The organism is Nocardiopsis suaedae (assembly GCF_027706745.1).
In the GTDB taxonomy this organism is placed as follows: domain Bacteria; phylum Actinomycetota; class Actinomycetes; order Streptosporangiales; family Streptosporangiaceae; genus Nocardiopsis_A; species Nocardiopsis_A suaedae.
Genome location: NZ_JAQFWP010000004.1, coordinates 89,294 through 109,437, shown reverse-complemented (window position 1 = coordinate 109,437; position 20,144 = coordinate 89,294). Strand labels below are relative to the sequence as shown.

Below are 20,144 nucleotides of genomic sequence, written 5' to 3'. Positions count from 1 at the left end.
CTCAGGGCGTGTGGCCGTCGGCGTACTGCCCGGCGTACTCCTCGCTCGGCGGTACGACCGTGATCACGTCCACCAGCACCCCGTCCGGCGCGGTGACGATGAAGTGCCGCTGCCCGAACTCCTCCGTGCGCAGCGGCAGCACCTCGCTCAACCCTTCCTCTCCCACGAGCCTGCGGTGCTCGGCGTCCACATCGTCGACCTCGAAGTTGAGCAGCAGTCCGCCCTGCACAGGCGCGCGGTACCCCTCCGGCAGGGTCGGGTGCGCGGCGTCGAGCAGGGCCAGTTCGTACTGCGGGGCGTCCGGGCGGTGGAGGCTCACGTACCAGTCGGCCTCGAAGGTGACCTCGAAGCCGAAGTGCCCGGTGTAGAAGCGGCGCGCCTCGGCGACGTCGCGCGTGGCGATCACGGGGTAGAAGCCTGTGAGCTTGGCCGGCATGTCCTGTTCTCCCTGTCTCCCGCTCCCGAGGGCTCGTTTCACATACCTCGGGTATGTGAAACGGGACGCTAGCATACCCCGGGTATGTGAATGAGGGGAGTGAGCCGGACATGGCCGGAACGCGGGCCGAGCAGCGGGCGGCGACACGGGCGGCGCTGCTGGCCGAGGGGCGGCGCAGGTTCGCCGCCGACGGCTACCACGCCGTGGTCCTGGCGGACGTGGCGGCGGCGGTGGGCGTCACCAAGGGGGCGGCCTACCACCACTTCGCGAGCAAGGCGGGGCTCTTCCGGGCGGTGGTCGCCGACGTCCAACACGAACTCGGCGAGCGGGTCGCCGACGCCGCCGACCGGCACGGCGACCCCTGGGAGCGCCTGCGGGCCGGGTGCAGGGCCTTCCTGGCCGCCGGGAGCGACCCGGTGGTGCGCAGGATCGTCCTGGTCGACGCCCCGGCGGTGCTCGGCTGGGACGAATGGCGCGCCATGGACGAGGACTCCTCGGCCCGCCACCTGGCCGAAGCGCTCGGCGACCTGGCCGAGGCGGGCGTCATCGACGCCCAACCCGTCGAACCGCTGGCCCGACTGCTCTCCGGGGCGATGAACGAAGCGGCCCTATGGCTGGCACGCTCAGCGACCCCTGACGCCCTCGCCCAGACGGAGAAGGCCCTGGACCGCCTCCTCGTAGGACTGCGGAGCCGGGCGGATCACCCGTCATAGCCGTTCGGCCTCCACCCGCGCTCCGCTCCACCTGCGCTCCGCCCGGCCGCTCCCTAGGGCCGTGCGGCATCCGGCGACCGGCTCACCCCTTCTCGCCGAGCAGCGGGAACAGGCCGGAGAAGCCCTCCTCCCCGTGGCCGTCGGCGATCCGGCGGTCCATCAGCCGCTTCACCTCGACCATGCGCGTGGTGTCGACGCCGTTCGAACGGCGGTGCTCGATCAGGTCGTCCATCAGGGCGGCCTGCACCGACAGCGGACCCATGTCGGGCGGGAACGCGCCGTCGCGCACGGCCTTGCCGATACCGCTGATCAGCGGCGGGTAGCTCGCGGCGACGGAGTCCGCGACCCGGTCGGCGAACTCGGCGGGGTCGGCGCCCTCCGCCTTCACCAGGCGGAGTGTGTGCAGGAAGCCGATGAGCAGCTCGTAGGCGGTCCCGACCTGCGCCATGAACTCCACGGAGGCCAGTCCGGCGTCCTCGCCGTAGTACGTGCCGTTGCCCAGCTCCATGAGGGTCGGCTCGTGGGCCTCGAAGGCCGCCCGGGACCCGCTGAAGGAGAAGTGGGCGTGCGAGGTGCCCAGGTCCGGCGGGTCGGCCATGATGCCGCCGTCGATGTAGGCGGCGCCGTGCTCGGCCGCCCACCGCTCGGTCGCCCGCGCCTGGGCGGGGGAGCCGCTGGTGAGGTTCACGAGCGCCTTGCCTTCGACGGCGCCGCCGACGTCGGCCAGGACGGCGTCGACCGCGTCGTAGTCCAGCAGGCAGACCACGACGAGCGGGCTCGCCGCGGCGGCCTCGGCCGCGCCGGCGGCCACCGAGGCCCCGGCTTCGGCCAAGGGGGCGGCCTTCCCCGCGGTGCGGTTCCAGACCGTGACCGGGTGGCCCCGGTCGAGAAAGGTCCGGGCGATGGCCGAACCCATCGCGCCGAGTCCGAGCACGGTGACGGGTGTGGGGGAGTCGCCGCCGGTCGTGGTGGTCATGCTGTTCCTCCCTGGGGGTGTCGCGGCACGACGGCCGAGGCCCGGGGCGCGGGGCACCGCGGACGCCGTCCGAGTGCCCTGCGCCCCGGGCCTTCCGATTTCATGGGAGAGAACTTAGAACTTCGAGTTAAGTCGAAGTCAATGACCGGTCGCGGCCACAGGGGGCGGGCCGCGGGCTCCCGGCGGACGGCCCGCCCCGGCCGGAATCACCCGTGCAGGGTGGGGCGGTAGACGAGTTCCTGCGTGCGGCCGTCGAGCGTGCGCTGCTCGACCAGTTCCAGGTCGAAGTCGGCCGCGCCCTCGAAGATCGGGGCCTGCCCGGTCCGGCCGGTGATCGCGGGGAAGAGCGTGACCTGGACACGGTCGACCAGGCCTGCGGCCATCAGCGCCCGGTTCATCGACAGGCTGCCGTGCGAGCGCAAGGGGACCTCGGACTCCTTCTTGAGCCGCGCGACGGCGTCGACGGCGTCGCCCCTCGCGACGGTCGCGTTCGGCCAGGCGAGCGGCTCCTCCAGCGTGTTCGACACGACCGTCATCGGCAGGTTCCGCATCCGGACGACCCACGGGTCCAGGGCCTCGGGCAACCCGGCGTCCGGGTCCAGGAGTGCGGTGAACTCCCGGTAGGTGGTGGTCCCGAAGACGATCCGCTGGTCCTCGCTGAACAGCGCGAGACGGTGTTCAAGCAGCTCGGGGCCCTGCTTGCCCCAGTATCCGGGCCAGTCCCCGCTGGTGGAGCCGAAGCCGTCGAGGGTGGTGAAGACGTCGAAGGTGTACGTGGCGGTCATCGTCTACTCCGTAGCCGTGTTCGATTTCCGGTCATGGAGTTGGACCACGAGTGACGACAGGATTCATCGCCGCCCCACCCGGTGGGACACCCCGCCGAGCGGGCCGGACGCCCTGCGGCTCCGATCCGTGCATGCCGACGATGGCGGGGCGGTGCCCTAGGCTGCTGCCGCCCCCACCCCCAGCCCCCTGGAGGGAACCGTGCACCGACGGTGGTCTCCCACTGGAATCCTCGCCGGAACCGTCGCTGTCGGAGTTCTGGCAGGGACTCTGCTCTACCTGGACAGGCCCGTCCTGTCGGCACGGGGCGACTACGAGGTCGACGGCTACGGCTTCGTCCAGGTCATCGGCATCACCTCGGAGGCGGCACCGGACGGGGTGGAGGTGTCCTGGATGGCGGAGTTCGGAGGGAGAACCGGAGGAGACATGGACCTCGTCGCCTACACCGAGTGCGGGCCGCAGGTGCTGTCCCCGTGGAACGACCCGGCCGCCTCCTCGGAGCCGAAGGCCGTCGCCGTGCCGGAGGGGTACCTGGGGACCTGGCAGGACTCCTGCACGGTGGACGAGGTCGGTGACCGGTACTTCTACGCACTGGAGCTCCGGGACGCCGAGACCGGGGCGACCGGGCTGAACGTGGTCTACACGGGGACCGCCCCGGCACCCCGGTGGTCGTGACCGGCGCCTCTCCGTTCCGGCTTGTCATACGGGTAGGGGTATGGGGTACCGTGATCACGATGAAGGGCGGTGGACGATGGAGATGACCCCTGAACTCGTGGGTGATGCCCTGACGCGGCTGCGCCGTGCCCAAGGGCAGCTCGCCGGGGTGATCCAGATGATGGAGGAGGGCGCCGACTGCAAGGCGACGCTCACCCAGCTCGCCGCGGTCTCCCGGGCGCTCGACCGGGCCGGGTTCAAGATCGTCGCGAGTGGGATGCGGCACTGCCGCCAGGCCCGCGAGGACGGCGAGGAACCGCCCATGACCGAGGATGAGCTGGAGAAGCTCTTCCTCGCCCTGGCCTGACCGAGGAACCGGCGCGCTCGCGCGCCGTCCTTTTTTGCCCGCTTGATACCCCCCGGGGTGTGTGACGAACAGTAGCTGTAACCAACGGAACGTGACCAGGGGTCCGGTGTCCGGACCCGCCCGGCCCACCCGTCCCCGGACCCGCACGCATTCCCCGCCGACCCTGCCCATGCCCGACACGGAGGCCCACATGACCACCACGGCCATCGACGTCCACGTCATCAGCACCTCGTCCCTGGGGGATCGCAGCTACCTCGCCACCGACGGCGCCTCGGCGCTCGCCGTCGACCCGCAGCGCGACGTCGACCGGGTCCTCGCCCTGGCCGGACGCCTGGACGTGCGCATCACCCACGTCCTGGAGACCCACATCCACAACGACTACGTCTCCGGCGGCCTGGAACTGGCCCGCCTCACCGGCGCCGCCTACGGGGTCGCCGCCGCCGACGGGGTCCCCTTCGAGCGGGTCCCGCTCACCGACGGCGACGTCCTGGAGGTCGCGCCCGCCATGCGCGTCAAGGTGCTCGCCACCCCGGGCCACACCTTCCACCACCTCTCCTACGCGCTCGAGGGCCCCGACGGGGTCGAAGGCGTGTTCACCGGCGGCTCCCTGCTCTTCGGCACCACCGGCCGCACCGACCTCCTCGGGCACCACCACGCCGAGGACTTGGCCCGCCACCAGCACGCCTCCGCCCGCCGCCTCGCCGAGCTGCTGCCCGAGGGCGCCCGCGTGTGGCCGACCCACGGGTTCGGGAGCTTCTGCTCGGCCACCCAGGCCTCCGGCGACGACTCCACCCTCGGGCAGGAGAAGGAGCACAACCCGGCGCTGCGCCTGGCCGCCGACGACTTCGTCCGGGAGACCCTCTCCGGGCTGGACGCCTACCCCGCCTACTACGCGCACATGGGGGTGGCCAACCTCGCCGGCCCCGACCCCGTCGACCTGCGCGCCCCCGCCCAGGCCGACCCGGACGAGCTGCGCGACCGGCTGGAGCGCGGCGAATGGGTGGTGGACCTGCGCAACCGCAAGGCCTACGTCGGCTCCCACCTGGCCGGGACCATCAGCCTGGGGCTGGACGGGCCGATGGCGACCTGGCTCGGCTGGATGATCGAGTGGGGCGCGCCGCTGACCCTGCTCGGCGAGACGCCCGACCAGGTCGCGCAGGCCCGCCGCGAGCTGGTGCGCATCGGCATCGACCGGGTGGCCGCCGCGGCCACGGGCGAGCCGGAGGAGCTGGCGGCCTCGCCCGATCAGCTCGCGTCCCTGCCCACGGCCACCTTCGGAGGGCTCGCCGACGCGCTGAACGGGTCGGCGCCCGACGGGCTGCCCGGTCCGGACGTCGTGCTCGACGTGCGCCTGAAGAACGAGTGGGCGGCGTCGCACGTGCGGGGCGCGGTGCACATCCCGCTCCCGGAACTGGCGGGGCGCCTCGACGAGGTCCCGGCCGGGGCGGTGTGGGTGCACTGCGGCAGCGGCTACCGCGCGACGGCGGCGGCGTCACTGCTGGCCAGGGCGGGGCGGCAGGTGGTCCTGGTGGACGACGCCTTCGCCCGCGCGGAACCCGAGGGCGTGCCGATGGTCGCGGCCTGATGGGCCTCCGGGCGCCGGGTGACCAGGGTGGTGGAACGGTCGCCTCCGCCGCGAGAACGTGGCGGTTCCACCACCTTCAACGGCTTCTGGGGCCCGAAGCGGCCATCGGACGGTGCCCCGCTCCCGGCCGGAGGCCGGGAGCGGGGCACCAGCCGAGCCGTCCGCCGAGCCGGACCGAGGGGGCCTGCCGGGCGGCGAGCAGGGGCGGGGAAGCACCCTGCTTCTGCCGTCGCCGCCATCCACGCTGACGACGCACACGCCGGACGGCCGACAGCGTTGCGGCAAGGGTCGCCGACCTTCGTCGTCGCTGCCTCCTACCCCTACACCCCGCGGCCCGCCGCCCGGCCGGGGTCTGGGAGCGGGGTACTGGCGAAACCGACCCGACCCGATACCAACCTCCCCCCGAAACCCAATCGACGAAATCGAGGAACCATGACCGAACCCACCCGCCCCGCGTCCCCCGCCCCCGCGCTCCCCGTCTCGCTCACGGTCGACGAGGCGCGCGCGCTGAAGACGAACGACCCCCGCGCCCGGCTGATCGACGTGCGCACGCCGGGCGAGTTCGCCTCGCTCCACATCCCCGGCTCCTACAACGTGCCCCTGAACCTGCTGCGCGAGCACCGGGCCGACCTGGCCGCCGACCACTCCGACCCCGTCGTGCTGGTCTGCCGCTCCGGGATGCGCGCCGAAGAGGCCCGCAAGCTGGTCGACGCGGCCGGGCTGACCGGGATCAGCGTCCTCCAGGGCGGCGTCACCGCCTGGCAGGCCGCCGGGGCCCCGGTCGAGAAGGGGCGCGGGACCTGGTCCATGGAGCGGCAGGTCCGCTTCACCGCCGGGGCCATCGTCCTGGCGTCGGTCCTCGCGGGCCTCGCCTTCCCGCCGCTGACCTGGATCGCCGCGTTCATCGGCGCGGGCCTGGTGTTCGCGGCGGTCACCGACACCTGCGCCATGGCCCGCGTCCTCGGCCTGCTTCCGTGGAACCGCGCCGCCTCCTGCGACGCGGGCGCGATGCTCACCGCCCTGACCGGCCCGGCGTCCGGATCAGGCGGGGAGGCCCAGTGAGCACGGACGGCCGTCCCGGGCTCCGGAGGCGGGCATGCTAGCGGCGATCATCTCCGGGGTGGCCGTCGGGACGCTCATGGGGCTGCTCGGCGCGGGCGGCTCGGTCCTCGCCGTGCCCGCCCTGGTGTTCGGCGTCGGCATGTCCGTCCACGCCGCCATCCCGGCCTCGCTCGCCGTCGTCGGGGCCTCCGCCGTCGCCGGGATCGTGCCCCGCCTGAGGCAGAGCCGGATCCGCTGGGGTGTGGCGCTCGCGTTCGCCGTCCCGGGGCTCCCGGCGGCCTACGCGGGGACGGCGATCGGGCGGCAGCTCCCCGAGCGCTGGCTCATGCTCGGCTTCGCCGCCGTCATGGCCGTGGTGGCCGTGCGCATGCTCACCTCCTCCTCCGGCGGGGGCGGGGCGTGCCGCACGGGCACGGGCGGGGTGGACGTCCGCAGGTGCATGCCGAAGGCGGCCGCCGCCGGTGCGGCGGTCGGCCTGCTCACGGGCCTGTTCGGGGTGGGCGGCGGGTTCGCCGTCGTGCCCGCCCTCACTCTCCTCCTGGGGCTCGACGCGGCCGAGGCGGTGGCGACGTCGCTCGTCGTCGTGGCGCTCAATTCGGCGTCCGGGCTGAGCGCGCACCTGGGGGCGGCGCCCGTCGACGGGGCGGACGCCGCCGTCATCGCCGGGTTCGCGGCGACCGCGGTGGCGACGTCGCTGGTGGCGGGGCGGCTGTCCCGCCGGATCGCCGCCGACCGTCTGCGGAGGGCGTTCGGCGCCGCCGTCCTCGCCGTCGCGGCGGGCACCGCGGCCGCCGCGGTGTGGGCACCCGGCCTCCTGGCGGGCTGAGCGCCCTTTCCGCCGACAGGTCAGCCGTCCATGCGTTCGCGCAGGGTCGGCACACCGTCGCCGGTGAGCTCGTCGAGGTGGGCCGAGCGGCCGGTCATCGCCATGATCAGCGCCAGTGTCCCCCCGGAGACCTCCGGCCCGGTGCCGGTGTCCAAGGGCCCGTCGGTGGCCTTCAGCCGCAGCCCCTCGACCCGGCTCTTGGCGACGACGACCTGGTCCGAGCCCTGGTAGTACTCGGCCACCGTCGTCAGAGCGCCGATCGGGCGGTCGCTCGCGATGCCCAGCGGGCGCCGGATGTCCTCGCCGTGCACGATCACCTCGCCGAGGACGGCGGGCTTGGGCAGCGGCGGTGACGTCGTGCTCGCGGTGACCGCCTGGAACCGGGCGAAGGTCTCGGCGGCGGAGCCGCCCATCTGCTCGGTGAGGCGCATCAGGACCTGCGCGTCGAAGTCGAACCGGCAGCGGACGACCCCCGCGAACCACCGGGGGCCGTTCAGCGTCGCCGCCGCGGTGAGGTGGGCGAGGACCTGGCGCACGGTCAGCCCCTCGCACAGCGAGGGCGTCTCCCACTGCTCCTCGGTCAGCTCCGCCAGGTCGTCGGCCAGCGCCGCCCGCTCCTGGTGGATGAGCGGCCACAGGTCCGCGCGGCCGCTCATCGGCGGGCTCCACGCGATGGGCCCTGCAAGGGTGACGGCATCGGGCGCTCCTCTGATCCGGTTGTCGTCCCGCCGTCGCGCTGACGGCGGTCGCCGCCATCCTGTCGGCCGCCACCGACAGAAGGGCGGAAGGCGCGCAGGCCGCCGCGCCTTCCCACGGTGCATCGCCCCGAAGGACAATCGGAGAACGACCGATCGAGCGGAGAGGTCTCCGATGTCTCGTTCAACGCCGTCCACCCCCTCCGACTCCACCGTCTCGGCCGCGCCGACCGTTCCCGGGCCCGCACCGGCCCCCGACGACATCCGCGTCGCGTCCCCGCCCGACCCGCTCGCCCCCGAGGACGCCCTGACGCTTCCGCTCCCACCGGCGGCCCGCCCCGCTCCCGGCGTGGAGCTGCTGCGCGGGGCGCACTTCGCCTTCAGGCCCCGGCTCCGGCCGCTGGCCATGGACCTGTGGTTGCCCGAGGACCGGCGACGGCCCGTCCCCTTGGCGGTCTTCGTGCACGGGGGCGGGTGGCGCGCCGGGCGGCGCGACGACCTCGGCGAGCGGTTCCGGCCGTGGGATCCGGGGCCGTTCGCGCGTCTCGCGCAGGAGGGGGTGGCGGTGGCCTGCCCTGAGTACCGGCTCAGCGGCGAGGCGGTCGCGCCTGCCCAGGTCGAGGACGTGACCGAGGCGCTGGTCTGGTTGCGCGCCCGCTCCGGCGAGATCGGTGTGGATCCGGACCGCGCGGTGCTGTGGGGCGAGTCGGCCGGCGGCCACCTCGCCGCGATGGCCGCCCTCGCACCGGCGCACCACCACGCGTCGGCGCCGACCGGGCCCGAGGATCCGGCCGGGGTGACCGTCACCGGCTGCGTGACCTGGTACGCGCCCACGGACCTCCGGTCCTTCGGCACCGACCACCCCCGGAGCCGCTTCGATCCGAGGGACCCGGGAAGTTCCGAGGCGCGGATGCTCGGGGTCGCGCCCGCCGACGACACCAAGCGCGCGCGGGCGAACAGCCCGGCCGCGCTGGCGTCCGCGGGCGCGCCGCCCTTCCTCATCCTCCACGGGCGCGAGGACACGTCGGTGGCGCCCAAGCAGGCGGAGCGCCTGGCCGACGCCCTCGGCGCGGCCGGGGCGCAGGCCGACCTGCGGCTGGTCGACGGCGGCGGCCACCGGTGGGAGGGCCTGTCGGAGGAGGCGCTGCTGGGCTGCTGGGACGCGACGGTCCACTTCATCCGCGCCCGCGCAGGCCTCGACGGCGGCGGGGGAGAAGGGGCGCCGAAATAGGGGGAGGGGGAGGACCCGGGTCCTCCCCCTCCCGACCTCTCTCCGGAATCCCGCTTCCCGGCCCCATCAGGTCCGAGATCGCGGACCCGCTGCAGCAGGTCGGCACCGCTGTACGCCCGCCTCCGTCCGCATCGTGGCCGCCGGGGGTTGACGCGGCGCCCGTAGGTGAGCTTAGGCTAACCTAAGCAAACTGCGAGAGGGGACGGGATGAGCCGGTTCGAACGCGCCGTACTGCGGGTGCTGCGGGCGCCCGACCACTGGATCACCGTCCGCGCCGTCACCGACGTGACGCCCCGCTACCGCAGGATCCGCTTCCACGGCCCCGGGCTCCTCGCCGAACACCCCACCCCGCCCGCGTTCTGGCTGCGGCTCTGGTTCCCCGCAGGGGAAGACGAGTACCAGCGCGGATACACCGTCACCGATGTGGACCGGGACGGCGGCGCGTTCTCCGTCGAATTCGTCCTGCACGACGGCTCCGCCCTCGCCTCGGACTGGGCGCGCGCGGCCGAGGAGGGGGACCGGCTCCGGGCGACGGTCTACCCGGGCAAGCCCTTCGCCGTCCCCGACCCCGCGCCGACCGGGTACTTGCTGGTCGGGGACCCCGCCTCGCTCCCCGCGATCAACGACATCCTGCGCGCACTGCCCGAGGGCACCCCGGCACGCGTGCTGCTCCAGCGCCAGCACGCCGAGGACATGGACCTCCCGGCGGCCATCCGCGAGGGCGACGAGCTCACCTGGGTCGTGGAGGAGGACGGGCTGCCGAAGGCGGTCGCGGCGCTCAAGGGCGACCTGGACGGGTGGCATGCGTGGGTGGCCACGGATACCGGCACCACCAAGCGCGTGCGCACTCTCCTGCGCGACACCTGCGGCCTCCCGAAGGACGCCGTCACCGCCCGCGGCTACTGGATCAAGGGCCGTTCGATGGGCGGAGCGCCGAAGGGGGAGTGAGGCCTGGTCAGCGCAGGCGGCGGGCGCGCCCCGGGGTGTCCGGGGCGCTGTGGAACTGCGGAGCGTTCGGAGTACGGCGGAACGCGAACGCGTGCGGCCGGGGCCCGTAACGGGCGCCCCTGGCCGCACGCCTTTCGCGGCGGAGGCCGTCACATGGACGTGTAGCCGCCGTCGGCGATGAACTCCGAGCCGGTGGAGTAGCTCGACTCGTCGGACGCCAGGAACAGCACCAGGTTCGCCAGCTCCTCCGGCTCACCGGTGCGGCGCAGGGGCTGGATCCTCGCCAGGTCGTCGACGCCGGAGCCCTCCGTCATCGGCGTCGTCACGAAGCCCGGGTGGACCGAGTTCACCCGGATGCCCTCTGGGCCGAGCTCCTGGGCGGCGCCCTTCGTCATGCCGCGCACCGCCCACTTCGTGGCGGTGTAGCCCATGATCCCCGAGAAGGCGATGATCCCGCCGATCGAGGAGATGTTGACGATCGAACCGCCGCCGGCCGTGCGCATCGAGCCGATGACCGCCTTCATGCCGAGGAACACCCCGACCTGGTTGACGTCGATGTCCTTGCGGAAGTCCGCCTCGGACATCTCCTCCAGCGGCTCGTTGTGCACGATGCCCGCGTTGTTGACCAGCACGTTCACCGGTCCGAAGAGCCGCTCTGCCGCGGCGACCGCATCCTGCCAGCCGTCGGCGTCGGTCACGTCCAGGTGGACGAACCCGGCGGGGTCGCCCAGCTCGGCGGAGAGCGCCACGCCCTCCTCGTCCAGCACGTCGGCGATGACGACCCGCGCGCCCTCGCGCACCAGCGCCCGCACCTGCGCGGCGCCCAGCCCCCGCGCCCCGCCGGTGACGATCGCGACCTTGCCTTCGACCCTGCCCATGGTGGACCTCCGCGTCCTCTCGAACGGGCGGCGGCCCCAGTGTCGTCGCCCGGCCATGAGGGGGAACGGTGAACGGACGCCGAGTATTCCTAATAGGAAGTGAGGGGGCGGGGTTGACCGGAGACAGGTGTGAGTGGTTTATTACTCACATGACGACAGCACCCTCCCGCCGACAGCTCTCGACCGCCGGCGAACGCAGGCGGACGGTCCTGAGCACCGCGGTCAGCGCGTTCGCCGAACGGGGCTACTTCGGCACCACGACCACCGACGTGGCCCAGCGGGCGGGGATCTCGCAGGCCTACGTCTACCGGCTGTTCCCCGGCAAGGAGGCGCTGTTCGCGGCGGTGGTGGAGCACTGCTTCGCCCTGATCCGCGACAGCCTGGACGAGGGGGTCGCCGCGGTCGGCGGCGGCTCGCCGGAGGCGGTCCTGGACGCGATGGGCGACGCCTACGCCCGGCTGATCGCCGACCGGAACCTGCTCCTGCTCCAGTTGCACGCGCAGTGCGCGGCGGCCTCGGAGCCCGCGATCGCCGAGGTCGTGCGGGCCGGGTACGCCCGGCTGGTCGAGTACGCCCGCGGGGCCTCCGGTGCGGCGGAAGCCGACGTCCAGCGGTTCTTCGCCACGGGCATGCTGTGCCACCTCGTGGTCGCCCTCGACGCCAACCGCATCGAGGAACCGTGGGCGCGGACGCTGTCCGGCGGCCTCCGCCACTTCTGACGCCGCGCGGCGCCGCTTCCGTCCGGTCGCGGCGGCTCCGGGGCGGCCGGGGTGGAAGGCCGGGGCGAGGTCACGCCCGCACGTGTCCGTCCTGGGGGCCGCGCCGGGAGCGCCACGGCACTGACCCGGCGCGCCGCCGCCTCGGCGGCCGGTTTTTCGACCCAAAGAGTGAGTGGTCAACCACTCATAAGCCGGAGTGGAACCGGCCCCGCCTGACGGCGTGACCCTGCGCCGAGCCCCGACCGGCGCGCCACGACCGCTTGTCCCAGAGAGGAGCGACCCCATGCCGCTCGCACCGACCCGGCCAAGCCGACCGACCCGGACGCGCCGGGAACCACCGCGTCCGGAGCCCTCGCGCCCGGCGCGCGCCGCCGTGCTGGCCTCGGCCATGATGACGCTGATGGCGGCGGCGATCATCGCGCCCAGCCTGCCCGCGATGCGCGAGGCCTTCACCGGAACCCCCGGCGCCGACCTCCTCGTCCGCTTCGCGCTCACCGTCACCTCCCTCGCGATCGCCGTCAGCGCACCCGCCTCCGGGCTGGTCGCCGACCGTGTGGGCCGCCGCCCGCTGCTCGTGGGCGGCCTGGTGCTCTCCGCGGCCAGCGGTACCGCCGGGTTCCTCGTCACCGACCTGTACGTGCTGCTGGCCACCAGGGTGCTGCTCGGCGTGGCGGTGGGCGCGATCATGACGGCGGTCGGCGCCATGATCACCGACTGGTTCGAGGGGCCGCGGCGCGCGTCCTTCCTCGGGCTGCAACAGGCGTTCGCCAGCCTGGGCGGGGTCGTGTTCCTGCCGCTGGCCGGGCTGCTCGCCGCGGCCGACTGGCGCGCACCGTTCTGGCTCTATGCGGTCTCCGCGGCCGTCGCCGCGTTCGCCATCGGCGCCCTGCGCGGGGAGCCGCGCATCCAGCGCACCGAGAGCCCTGTGGACACCGAGAACACCGGGCGCACCGAGCAGGCCGGGCGCACCGAGCAAGCCGGGCGCACCGAGCAAGCCGGGAACGACGCGGCGCCCCACCGCCCGCCCCGCCGGACGATGACCGGCCGCATCCTCGGCATCTACGTGCTGGCGCTGGTCGCGACGCTGGCGTTCTACATGGCGCCCACCCAGCTGCCCTTCCTGCTCAGCGGTCACGGCGTCGGGCCCGCCCCCACCGGCGCGGTGATCGCCGGAAGCACCCTGACCAGCGCGGTCGGCGCGCTCGTGTTCCCGGCCCTGCGCCGCCGCCTGGCACCCGCCGCGATCACCGCGCTCGGCGTCGCCCTGCTCGGGGCGGGCTGGCTGCTCGTCGGCACCGGCGACGGCGTCGGCCCGATCGCGGCCGGGCTGCTCGTCAGCGGCGCCGGCGTCGGGGTCACCGTCCCCAACCTCAACCTGCGGCTCAGCGAGCTCGCCGCCCCCGACCGGCGCGGCCGGGTCCTCAGCGGCCTGGTCACGGCGATCTTCCTCGGCCAGTTCCTCTCGCCGCTCGTCGTCGAACCCCTCATCCGGACCACCGGCCTGGCCGCCGCGTTCACCTGGACCGGGGGCGCGATGGCGGCGGGCGCCGCGCTCGCGGCCGTCGCCGCCATCGGGCCCAGGGCGGCCCGCACGGGCCGGCACGGCAGGGCCTCCGACTGAGGCCCTGCACCGCACCGGTCCACCACACCGATTCACCGCACCGAAAGGAAGAACGATGATCCAGCACGGCATCCGCTTCACCCTCAAGCCCGGCGTCACGCAGGAGCAGCGGGAGGAGGCGCTGGAGAGCCTGCGCGAGCAGGGGAGGACCATCCCGTCGGTGACCTCCTTCGTCGTCGGCCGCGACTACGGCGGCGAGTACGAGTGGGGGGCCACCTTCGAGATCGAGGACCTGGACGGCTACTGGGAGTACCTCATCCACCCGGCCCACCTGCGCACCGACCGGATCGGGCTGCCGCTGGTCGACAGGTTCGCGTCGTTCGACATCACCGACGACCTGTCCCCGGACTTCGGTGAGAGGATCGCCGCCCTGCACCAGCGCCGGTACGACAGCATCCCCGACATCTCGGAGCTGGTGTCCGACCTGGGCGAGTACAAGGGCAGCGCCGCCCCGGGCCCACACGGGGACTGACCAGCCCCCGACCATGCGCGGGCAGCCGCCCCTCCGAGGCGGCTGCCCTAGGCGCTTGCGCTGACCGCTCGGGGCCGGGCTCGGGGCCCGATGGCGCCCCGATCACGCCTGAGGCGACCGTTCCACCACGCCGGGTGCCCGAACCGGCCTTCCCGCCCCCTGGTATGCCCGGGAGAAGGCCCGGGACCGCCGCTCCGCGCAAGGGCGGTCCCGGGCCGTGCGGCGCCTCCGACCCCAGAGGAGGAAGGCCGGGCCGCCGCTGAGGGCGTGGGCCTTCCCCGGGGGAGGCCGTGGGTCACCCCGCGCGCGACGCGCGTGGAGGGGGTGCGCGCCCCGGTGACGGGGCCGCCGCGCCGCCCTCGGGCGCGGCGAGGCCCAAAGCCTAGGCGCATACCGGGTGAATAGCGGATCAATACGCTCGCACTGGACCGGTTTCGGCCATGCCTTCCCGGGCTTCCCGGCGAGGCGGTATAGCGCCGGGGGCAGGGGCGACCTTGGCCTCCGGTCGACGGGCAGGGCGTCGGCCAGGGCTTCCGAGAGCCGGACAGGTCCGGACTGAAGCCGCTGCGAACGGGGAGGGAGGGAAGGCGCCCCGGGACGGGACCCTGCTGCTCGGGCGGAGCGCCTCCCCGGTCTTCGGCCATGGGCCGTCAGTCGCCGAGCGGCGGCCGCCCGTCCCCGGCCAGGCGGGTCAGCAGCCCGGCCAGCAGCGCCACCTGGTGCGGCGTGCGGCCGACGCTCACGTGCTCATCGCGCGAGTGCGGGCCCGCACCGGCCGCCCCCAGGCCGTCGAGCACCGGGCGGCCCAGCGCCGCGACCAGGTTGCCGTCGCTCGCCCCGCCGACCGAGATCTGCCCCAGGTCCTCGCCGAGCCCGCGCGCCACCTCCCGCGCCGCCGCGAACGCGCGGTCGGTCGAGGGGCCCGGGTTCATCGGCGGGCGGTTCCACCCGCCGGAGACCTCCACCTTCACCCGGCCGTCCGACGGCGCCAGCGCCGCCAGCCCCGCGTCGATGCGCTCCGTCTCCGCCGGGTCCTGGATGCGCACGTCCACCTGGCACGACGCCGTGCCCGCCACCACGTTGCGGGCGGTGCCGCCGCTGAACACGCCCACGTTCACCGTGGTCCCGCGCTCCGGGGCGGCCAGCGCCGCCATCCGCGGCACCAGCTCGGCCAGGGCGTGCACGGCGCTCGCCCCCGCATCCGGGTCGAGCCCGGCGTGCGACTCGATGCCGGTGGCCGTGACGTTGAACAGCCCCATGCCCTTGCGCCCGGTCTTGACCCGGCCCTCACGGCTGGGCTCCAGCACCAGCGTCACGTCCGCCGCCTGCCCCGCCCGCTCGATGTGCGGGCGCGACGCCGGGCTGCCGACCTCCTCGTCCCCGTTGAGGAGGAATCGGACCGAGGGCACGGGCAGCCCCAGCGCGCGCAGGTGCCTGACGGCCCAGACGCCTTGGACGATCCCGGCCTTCATGTCGAAGCAGCCCGGCCCGCTGAACCGGTCGCCCTCGATGCTCACCGGCCACTCGGCGAGGGTGCCTTCGGGCCACACCGTGTCGTAATGGCACAGCAGCAGCACCTCGCCGCCGGTGTCGGCCGTGTGGCCCGTGTTGCCCGCGTCGCCCGGGTAGAGCAGTTCCAGCACGTCGCCGTCCGCGCCCCCGTCGTGGCGGACGCGCTCGGCCGGGTCTCCCAGGCGGTCGGTGAGCCACGCCTCCAGGTCGTCCAGTCCGGCGTCCAGGAGGCGCTTGTCGCTGCTCGGCGTCTCCTTCTCCACGAGGCGCCGCAGGTCGTCCAGGATGTCCGGCAGGTCGCGCCGGGCCGCCTCGGTCAGGCCGTTCAGGTCGGCCGGGTCGGACGGATCGGCTGAGCCGGGCAGGGACGCATCGGTCACGTCGTCACCTTCTCTTCGGTCGGGTGTGGGGACGGTGGGGAGAACGGGGCGTCAGGGCGGGCCGTCAGCGCACCGGGGCGCCGGGGCCGAGCGGGATGCCCAGCCCCCACCAGGCCAGCAGGATCAGCGTCCACCCCACCAGCATGGCCACCGAGATCGGCAGCGTCATCGACAGCAGCGTGCCGATGCCCGCATCGCGGCGGTACCGCTGCAGGAAGCCCAGCGCCATGGCGAAGTAGGGGCTCATCGGGCTGATCACGTTGGTGGGGGAGTCCGCGACCCGGAACACCGCCTGGGTCGTCTCCGGCGGAATGCTCAGCAGCATGAACATCGGCACGAACACCGGCGCCACCAGCGCCCACTGCGCCGAGCCGCTGGTGATCATGATGTTCATGACGGTGCACACCAGCACCATCCCCACCAGCATCACCGGCGTGGGCACCCCCGCCGAGCCGAGCAGCCCGGCGCCGCGCACCGCCAGCACCTCGCCCAGCCCGGTCCACTTGAAGTACGCCAGGAACTGGGCGGCGGCGAAGAACAGCACCAGCACCGGCGCCAGGTCGCGCACGCCCTGCGCCATCGCCTCGGGGATCTCGCGCGCCCGGGACAGGCTCCCGGTCGTGCGGCCGAACACCGCACCGGCCACCAGGAACAGCAGCCCCATGATGAAGGCGATGCCGGTGATCAGCGGCGAGCTGAGCACGCCCCCGTCCTCGCCGCGGAACGGCGACCCGGACGGGATCAGCGCGGCCGCGATCAGCGCCGCCGCGGCCACCACCACCAGCAGCGCGTTGCGCAGCCCGCGGCGCTCGTCCGCGGTCAGCCGCATGTCGCCCAGCTCGGCGTCGGCGCCGTCGCCGTCGACCTCCATCCGGGCGGTGGCCGGGGCCAGCACGAACTCGGCGACCGCGGTGATGATCAGCGCCAGCAGCACCGCGCTGACCGCGGTGAAGAAGTAGTTGGCCACCGGCGTGACCGTGTACTGGGGGTCGATGATCTGCGCGGCGCCGGTGGTGAGCCCCGCGAACAGGGCGTCGCCCGGGGTGAGCGCGATCGAGGCGTTGTAGCCGGCCGAGATCGACCCGAAGGCCGTCACCAGCCCCAGGATCGGGCTGCGCCCCGCCGCCTTGAAGATCATGGCGCCCAGCGGGACGAGGACGACGTAGGCGGCGTCGGAGGCCACGCTGGCGGACACGCCCACCAGGGCCAGCGCGAAGGTGAGCAGCTTGTCCGGCACCCGGGTGACGCTCCCGCGCAGCACCGCGTTGAGCAGGCCCGCGCGCTCGGCCACGGCGACGCCGAGCATGACCACCACGATGAGCGCCATGGGCGGGAAGGCGGCGAAGTTGTCGACCGCGTCCCCGAACACCACCTGCACGCCTTCGGCGCTGATCAGGCTCTTGACGGCGATGCGCTCCCCGTCGGCGGGGGAGACCGCGTGGACGCCCAGGGCCTCCAGGACCGCGCTGAGCAGCACGACCAGGACGCCCATCAGGATGAACAGCCAGAACGGGTGCGGGAGCTTGTTGCCCGCGCGCTCGATGAGCTGGAGGAACCGCATGAGCACCGTCATGGCGCGGCCGGTGCTGCGGACGTCGGCAGTGGCCACCGTCGACTCCTCGGGTCGGAGGGCTGGGGGGACGCGCGCCGCATGAGCTGCGTCACGTCGTCCTATGACGTGTCAGAGTCCATCCCGGTGGTGAGTCTTGTCAATATCAAGCCGGAAAATGGTGGATTAAGTCAGCAGGAGCCCCATCGGTAGTGGCTATGATCCGAGTGTGGGTGCACAGGAATTGGACGGACTCGACCTCGACCTGGTGGCCGCCCTGCAGTACGCCCCCCGCGCGCCCAGCAGCGCGCTCGCCGAGGTGCTCGACAGCTCCCCGAGCACGGTGGGGCGGCGCCTGCAGAGGCTCCAGACGTCCGGGCAGCTGAGGGTCGTCGGGCAGCTCGACTGGTCGCTCGTCTCCGACGCCCACCCGCGGCACGTATGGCTGCACGCCGAGTCCGGGCGAGCGGTGGAGGTGGCGCGCAGGCTCGCGCGCATGCCCGAAGTACAGCTCGTCGCCCTGAGCAGCGGACGCGCCGACATCTACTGTGTGGTCCACCCCTCGGAGCGCGCGCGCTCCACAGAGCTCCTGATGACCGAGATCCCCTCGGTGGAGGGCGTACGGGCCGGGCAGTCGGACCTGGTGCTGCGCCCGGTCACCCGCGCCGACGCGTGGACGCTGGACCGGTTGCCGCCCGAGCGCCTCGAGGCCCTGAGGCCCTACCGGATCCACGTTCCGGAACAGGACGGCGGCGCCGCGGCGTCCGGCCCCCTCACGGGCGACGAGATCGAGGTGTCAGGCCTCCTGCACGCCGATGCCCGCACCGGCTCAGGTGACGTTGCGCGGGAACTCGGGGTCAGCCAGTCCACGGCCTACCGGCTCGTGCAGTCGCTCCTGGAGCGCGGGGTCGTGCGCCCCCGAGTGGAGGTCGAACCGGAGCTCCTGGGCATGCACCTGGAAGTCATCCTGTCCCTGACGGTGCGCCCCGGGTCCATCGCGCACGTGGCCGAGAAGCTGGCCGCCCACCCGTCGGCGCGCTACGTGTCGGTCGTGGCCGGAGAGGTGTCGCTGATCCACCACGGCGCGTTCCGCGACGAGAGGGAGCTGGGCCGCTTCATCACCGAGGACCTGGCGGCGCTGCCCGGGGTGGCCGATGTGCGGTCGTCGGTGCTGCTGGAGGTCATGCGCCGCTACTGGATCGACCGCGCCGACGGCCTCCTGGGCGAGGCGAGGCTGCCGTTCACGAGGAAGGACCGCCCGGGGCGCTGAGCATCCGGGCGCGCTGCATCGTTCCGATGATCTTCATCTGCGCGGGGTCGTAGGGGTGGGCCAGGTGGCCCGCCCGGATGGCCGACTTCTCGGCGGTGACGGCGGTGTCCGCGGCCCCCTGCTCGGCGGCGAGGTGGGCCAGCAGCAGGGCGTGGGAGTTCTGGTACTGGGACAGGCGCGGGTCGTCCGGGTGGGCGGCGGCGAGTGCGCGTTCGGCGACCTCCACCGCCTCGCCGATCCGGCCGGGCCCGTCGGCACCCTGGCCGAGGAGCTCGGCCACCTGCATCAGCCGGACCGGGTACTGCGGGCTGCCCTCGGGGGTGAGCTCCACGGCCTCGCGCGCCAGGCGCAGGCCCTCGGCCAGCTCGGCGGGGTCGGTGCCCCCGGGGTTCCGGGAGAAGGCGTTCGCCCACACGGCGGCCAGGGTCGCCGCGAGCTGCTGGCGGATCAGCGCGGCGTCGGGGTCCGTGCGCCCGCTCAGGCGCACCGCCTCGCGCAGCCGCTCCACGGCGCGCTCGCCGTCGGCGTGAACGTCCCTGTCGAGGTAGCGCATCCCCTGCGCGAGGCCCAGGATGAAGTGCGGCCACGGGTCGTCGCCCTGGGCGTCCACCAGGGCCTGGGCCCGCTCGATCGCGTCGTCGACGGCCTCCTTGGAGGTCGTGATGGGGGCGCCGTCGAGCCCGGTGGTGGGGTCCCGGGGGAAGAGGATGTCCGAGAGGAGCTCGGCACGGGTGCGGGCGAGATCGGACATAGGGGGTCCCTCGGGTCGTCCTGGCGCTGGGTGCCGATCGTAGCGCCCATGGTGCCGATGGGGCGGAGTTGGGGGAGATGGGGCGGGAACGGGCCATCGGGATAGAGTGATCCGAGCTCCGAACGGCCTCCGGCCGCACGCCCCCTGGAACGGAGACCGCGTGTCCGCACCTGAACAGCAACGGCCCCTCGTGCAGCAGGCCGTGGAGTCGTGGTCCCGGATGGAGACCCTCATCGGCACGCCTCTCGGGGAGCGCGCCTGGCAGGAGCACTGGGCGCTGGTGGCGCGCCTGCGCAGGAAGTACGTGCTCTTCTGCCTGGGGTTGGGGGTGTTCTCCGGAGGGGCGGCCGCAGTCGCGGTGGCGCAGCTCGGGCTGGTCTGGCAGGCGGGAGACGGCTTCCCCTTCACCGTGCTGCCGTTCGTGCTGACACCGGTGATCCTCGGACCGGTGTGGAAGCGCCAGACCGCCGCGACCGTGGCCCCGTTCCTGGGGCAGCGGCGCCACGTGTGGCCCCGGTGGCTGTTCTCGCTGGTCTACCCGGTCGTTCTGATCCTCGGCGTGTTCGTGCCGTGGAGCCTCGCCTCGACGGTGGCGGCCGCGCTCCTGTGCGCCGCCCCGTGGTGGCTCAGCGCCTTCCTTGAGGCGCGCCGTCCGATGCCGTCCTACCCGGAGGCCTGGCGCGCGGCTTGACCGGTGCAGGGGCGGGGCGCGCACC

General features: G+C 73.8%; 21 protein-coding genes. 13 read left to right on the top strand and 8 right to left on the bottom strand.

Going from position 1 to position 20,144, the window contains the following annotated elements; all coding sequences use genetic code 11:
- Nucleotide 1: 1 nt before the first annotated feature.
- The gene (locus tag O4U47_RS03770; protein WP_270676107.1) at nt 2–436 is read right to left on the bottom strand and encodes a VOC family protein; all 435 of its coding nucleotides are present in this window, start codon (nt 434–436) and stop codon (nt 2–4) included.
- 110 nt (nt 437–546) lie between these two features.
- Between O4U47_RS03770 and O4U47_RS03765 the strand changes: the two genes are divergently transcribed.
- Entirely contained in the window at nt 547–1,149 is a 603-nt protein-coding gene (locus O4U47_RS03765) for a TetR/AcrR family transcriptional regulator (RefSeq protein WP_270676106.1), read from the top strand.
- Nucleotides 1,150–1,231: 82 nt separating this feature from the next.
- On the opposite strand, the gene O4U47_RS03760 is transcribed toward O4U47_RS03765, so the two are convergent.
- Complete coding sequence (locus O4U47_RS03760) at nt 1,232–2,125, bottom strand: NAD(P)-dependent oxidoreductase (protein ID WP_270676105.1); 894 nt, start codon at nt 2,123–2,125, stop codon at nt 1,232–1,234.
- Between the two features lie 206 nt (nt 2,126–2,331).
- Entirely contained in the window at nt 2,332–2,910 is a 579-nt protein-coding gene (locus tag O4U47_RS03755; RefSeq protein WP_270676104.1) for a dihydrofolate reductase family protein, read from the bottom strand.
- 199 nt (nt 2,911–3,109) lie between these two features.
- Here O4U47_RS03755 and O4U47_RS03750 point away from each other — a divergent pair, with 199 nt between their 5' ends.
- The 5 genes from O4U47_RS03750 (at nt 3,110) to O4U47_RS03730 (ending at nt 7,402) form a co-directional block, all read left to right on the top strand.
- Nucleotides 3,110–3,583 carry a hypothetical protein gene (locus O4U47_RS03750; RefSeq protein WP_270676103.1) on the top strand — a complete coding sequence of 158 codons (474 nt, stop codon included), beginning with the start codon at nt 3,110–3,112 and terminating at the stop codon, nt 3,581–3,583.
- Between the two features lie 76 nt (nt 3,584–3,659).
- Nucleotides 3,660–3,929 (top strand): metal-sensitive transcriptional regulator, encoded by a 270-nt coding sequence (locus O4U47_RS03745; protein WP_270676102.1) that lies wholly within the window; start codon nt 3,660–3,662, stop codon nt 3,927–3,929.
- 190 nt (nt 3,930–4,119) lie between these two features.
- Nucleotides 4,120–5,514, top strand: coding sequence for an MBL fold metallo-hydrolase (locus O4U47_RS03740; protein ID WP_270676101.1), 1,395 nt, complete (start codon nt 4,120–4,122; stop codon nt 5,512–5,514).
- Nucleotides 5,515–5,946: 432 nt separating this feature from the next.
- Complete coding sequence (locus O4U47_RS03735) at nt 5,947–6,576, top strand: rhodanese-like domain-containing protein (RefSeq protein WP_270676100.1); 630 nt, start codon at nt 5,947–5,949, stop codon at nt 6,574–6,576.
- Between the two features lie 34 nt (nt 6,577–6,610).
- On the top strand, nt 6,611–7,402 hold the full coding sequence (locus O4U47_RS03730; RefSeq protein WP_270676099.1) for a sulfite exporter TauE/SafE family protein: 792 nt from the start codon (nt 6,611–6,613) through the stop codon (nt 7,400–7,402).
- 20 nt (nt 7,403–7,422) lie between these two features.
- Here the strand turns inward: O4U47_RS03730 and O4U47_RS03725 are convergent, their stop codons facing one another.
- Complete coding sequence (locus tag O4U47_RS03725; protein ID WP_270676098.1) at nt 7,423–8,058, bottom strand: maleylpyruvate isomerase family mycothiol-dependent enzyme; 636 nt, start codon at nt 8,056–8,058, stop codon at nt 7,423–7,425.
- Between the two features lie 214 nt (nt 8,059–8,272).
- Between O4U47_RS03725 and O4U47_RS03720 the strand changes: the two genes are divergently transcribed.
- The gene (locus O4U47_RS03720) at nt 8,273–9,328 is read left to right on the top strand and encodes an alpha/beta hydrolase (RefSeq protein WP_270676097.1); all 1,056 of its coding nucleotides are present in this window, start codon (nt 8,273–8,275) and stop codon (nt 9,326–9,328) included.
- 207 nt (nt 9,329–9,535) lie between these two features.
- The gene (locus tag O4U47_RS03715; RefSeq protein WP_270676096.1) at nt 9,536–10,276 is read left to right on the top strand and encodes a siderophore-interacting protein; all 741 of its coding nucleotides are present in this window, start codon (nt 9,536–9,538) and stop codon (nt 10,274–10,276) included.
- A 149-nt stretch (nt 10,277–10,425) separates the two neighbouring features.
- Here O4U47_RS03715 and O4U47_RS03710 read toward each other — a convergent pair whose 3' ends face one another.
- On the bottom strand, nt 10,426–11,154 hold the full coding sequence (locus O4U47_RS03710; protein ID WP_270676095.1) for a glucose 1-dehydrogenase: 729 nt from the start codon (nt 11,152–11,154) through the stop codon (nt 10,426–10,428).
- Between the two features lie 149 nt (nt 11,155–11,303).
- Between O4U47_RS03710 and O4U47_RS03705 the strand changes: the two genes are divergently transcribed.
- The 3 genes from O4U47_RS03705 to O4U47_RS03695 all read left to right on the top strand — a co-directional run bounded on the left by O4U47_RS03705 (nt 11,304) and on the right by O4U47_RS03695 (nt 13,966).
- Entirely contained in the window at nt 11,304–11,873 is a 570-nt protein-coding gene (locus O4U47_RS03705) for a TetR/AcrR family transcriptional regulator (protein WP_270676094.1), read from the top strand.
- Nucleotides 11,874–12,156: 283 nt separating this feature from the next.
- Nucleotides 12,157–13,494, top strand: a complete 1,338-nt coding sequence (locus O4U47_RS03700; RefSeq protein ID WP_270676093.1) for an MFS transporter — start codon at nt 12,157–12,159, stop codon at nt 13,492–13,494.
- A 55-nt stretch (nt 13,495–13,549) separates the two neighbouring features.
- Entirely contained in the window at nt 13,550–13,966 is a 417-nt protein-coding gene (locus O4U47_RS03695) for a Dabb family protein (RefSeq protein WP_270676092.1), read from the top strand.
- A 650-nt stretch (nt 13,967–14,616) separates the two neighbouring features.
- Here O4U47_RS03695 and O4U47_RS03690 read toward each other — a convergent pair.
- Entirely contained in the window at nt 14,617–15,858 is a 1,242-nt protein-coding gene (locus O4U47_RS03690; RefSeq protein ID WP_270676091.1) for a M20 family metallopeptidase, read from the bottom strand.
- A gap of 64 nt (nt 15,859–15,922) precedes the next feature.
- Nucleotides 15,923–17,467, bottom strand: coding sequence for an AbgT family transporter (locus tag O4U47_RS03685; RefSeq protein ID WP_270676090.1), 1,545 nt, complete (start codon nt 17,465–17,467; stop codon nt 15,923–15,925).
- 184 nt (nt 17,468–17,651) lie between these two features.
- Between O4U47_RS03685 and O4U47_RS03680 the strand changes: the two genes are divergently transcribed.
- Nucleotides 17,652–18,677 carry an Lrp/AsnC family transcriptional regulator gene (locus tag O4U47_RS03680; RefSeq protein ID WP_270676148.1) on the top strand — a complete coding sequence of 342 codons (1,026 nt, stop codon included), beginning with the start codon at nt 17,652–17,654 and terminating at the stop codon, nt 18,675–18,677.
- Here the strand turns inward: O4U47_RS03680 and O4U47_RS03675 are convergent.
- Entirely contained in the window at nt 18,649–19,428 is a 780-nt protein-coding gene (locus tag O4U47_RS03675) for a hypothetical protein (RefSeq protein ID WP_270676089.1), read from the bottom strand. The genes O4U47_RS03680 and O4U47_RS03675 overlap by 29 nt on opposite strands.
- A gap of 160 nt (nt 19,429–19,588) precedes the next feature.
- Here O4U47_RS03675 and O4U47_RS03670 point away from each other — a divergent pair, with 160 nt between their 5' ends.
- Complete coding sequence (locus O4U47_RS03670; protein ID WP_270676088.1) at nt 19,589–20,119, top strand: hypothetical protein; 531 nt, start codon at nt 19,589–19,591, stop codon at nt 20,117–20,119.
- The last annotated feature ends 25 nt before the right edge of the window (nt 20,120–20,144 follow it).

What these genes read in the sequence shown, in the direction of transcription:
- O4U47_RS03760 (WP_270676105.1), bottom strand. Translation starts at nt 2,125, where the DNA reads ATGACCACCACGACCGGCGGCGACTCCCCCACACCCGTCACCGTGCTC.
- O4U47_RS03755 (WP_270676104.1), bottom strand. Translation starts at nt 2,910, where the DNA reads ATGACCGCCACGTACACCTTCGACGTCTTCACCACCCTCGACGGCTTC.
- O4U47_RS03695 (WP_270676092.1), top strand. Translation starts at nt 13,550, where the DNA reads ATGATCCAGCACGGCATCCGCTTCACCCTCAAGCCCGGCGTCACGCAG.
- O4U47_RS03705 (WP_270676094.1), top strand. Translation starts at nt 11,304, where the DNA reads ATGACGACAGCACCCTCCCGCCGACAGCTCTCGACCGCCGGCGAACGC.
- O4U47_RS03765 (WP_270676106.1), top strand. Translation starts at nt 547, where the DNA reads ATGGCCGGAACGCGGGCCGAGCAGCGGGCGGCGACACGGGCGGCGCTG.
- O4U47_RS03710 (WP_270676095.1), bottom strand. Translation starts at nt 11,154, where the DNA reads ATGGGCAGGGTCGAAGGCAAGGTCGCGATCGTCACCGGCGGGGCGCGG.
- O4U47_RS03770 (WP_270676107.1), bottom strand. Translation starts at nt 436, where the DNA reads ATGCCGGCCAAGCTCACAGGCTTCTACCCCGTGATCGCCACGCGCGAC.
- O4U47_RS03675 (WP_270676089.1), bottom strand. Translation starts at nt 19,428, where the DNA reads ATGTCCGATCTCGCCCGCACCCGTGCCGAGCTCCTCTCGGACATCCTC.
- O4U47_RS03730 (WP_270676099.1), top strand. Translation starts at nt 6,611, where the DNA reads ATGCTAGCGGCGATCATCTCCGGGGTGGCCGTCGGGACGCTCATGGGG.
- O4U47_RS03725 (WP_270676098.1), bottom strand. Translation starts at nt 8,058, where the DNA reads ATGAGCGGCCGCGCGGACCTGTGGCCGCTCATCCACCAGGAGCGGGCG.
- O4U47_RS03720 (WP_270676097.1), top strand. Translation starts at nt 8,273, where the DNA reads ATGTCTCGTTCAACGCCGTCCACCCCCTCCGACTCCACCGTCTCGGCC.
- O4U47_RS03745 (WP_270676102.1), top strand. Translation starts at nt 3,660, where the DNA reads ATGGAGATGACCCCTGAACTCGTGGGTGATGCCCTGACGCGGCTGCGC.
- O4U47_RS03715 (WP_270676096.1), top strand. Translation starts at nt 9,536, where the DNA reads ATGAGCCGGTTCGAACGCGCCGTACTGCGGGTGCTGCGGGCGCCCGAC.
- O4U47_RS03735 (WP_270676100.1), top strand. Translation starts at nt 5,947, where the DNA reads ATGACCGAACCCACCCGCCCCGCGTCCCCCGCCCCCGCGCTCCCCGTC.
- O4U47_RS03740 (WP_270676101.1), top strand. Translation starts at nt 4,120, where the DNA reads ATGACCACCACGGCCATCGACGTCCACGTCATCAGCACCTCGTCCCTG.
- O4U47_RS03700 (WP_270676093.1), top strand. Translation starts at nt 12,157, where the DNA reads ATGCCGCTCGCACCGACCCGGCCAAGCCGACCGACCCGGACGCGCCGG.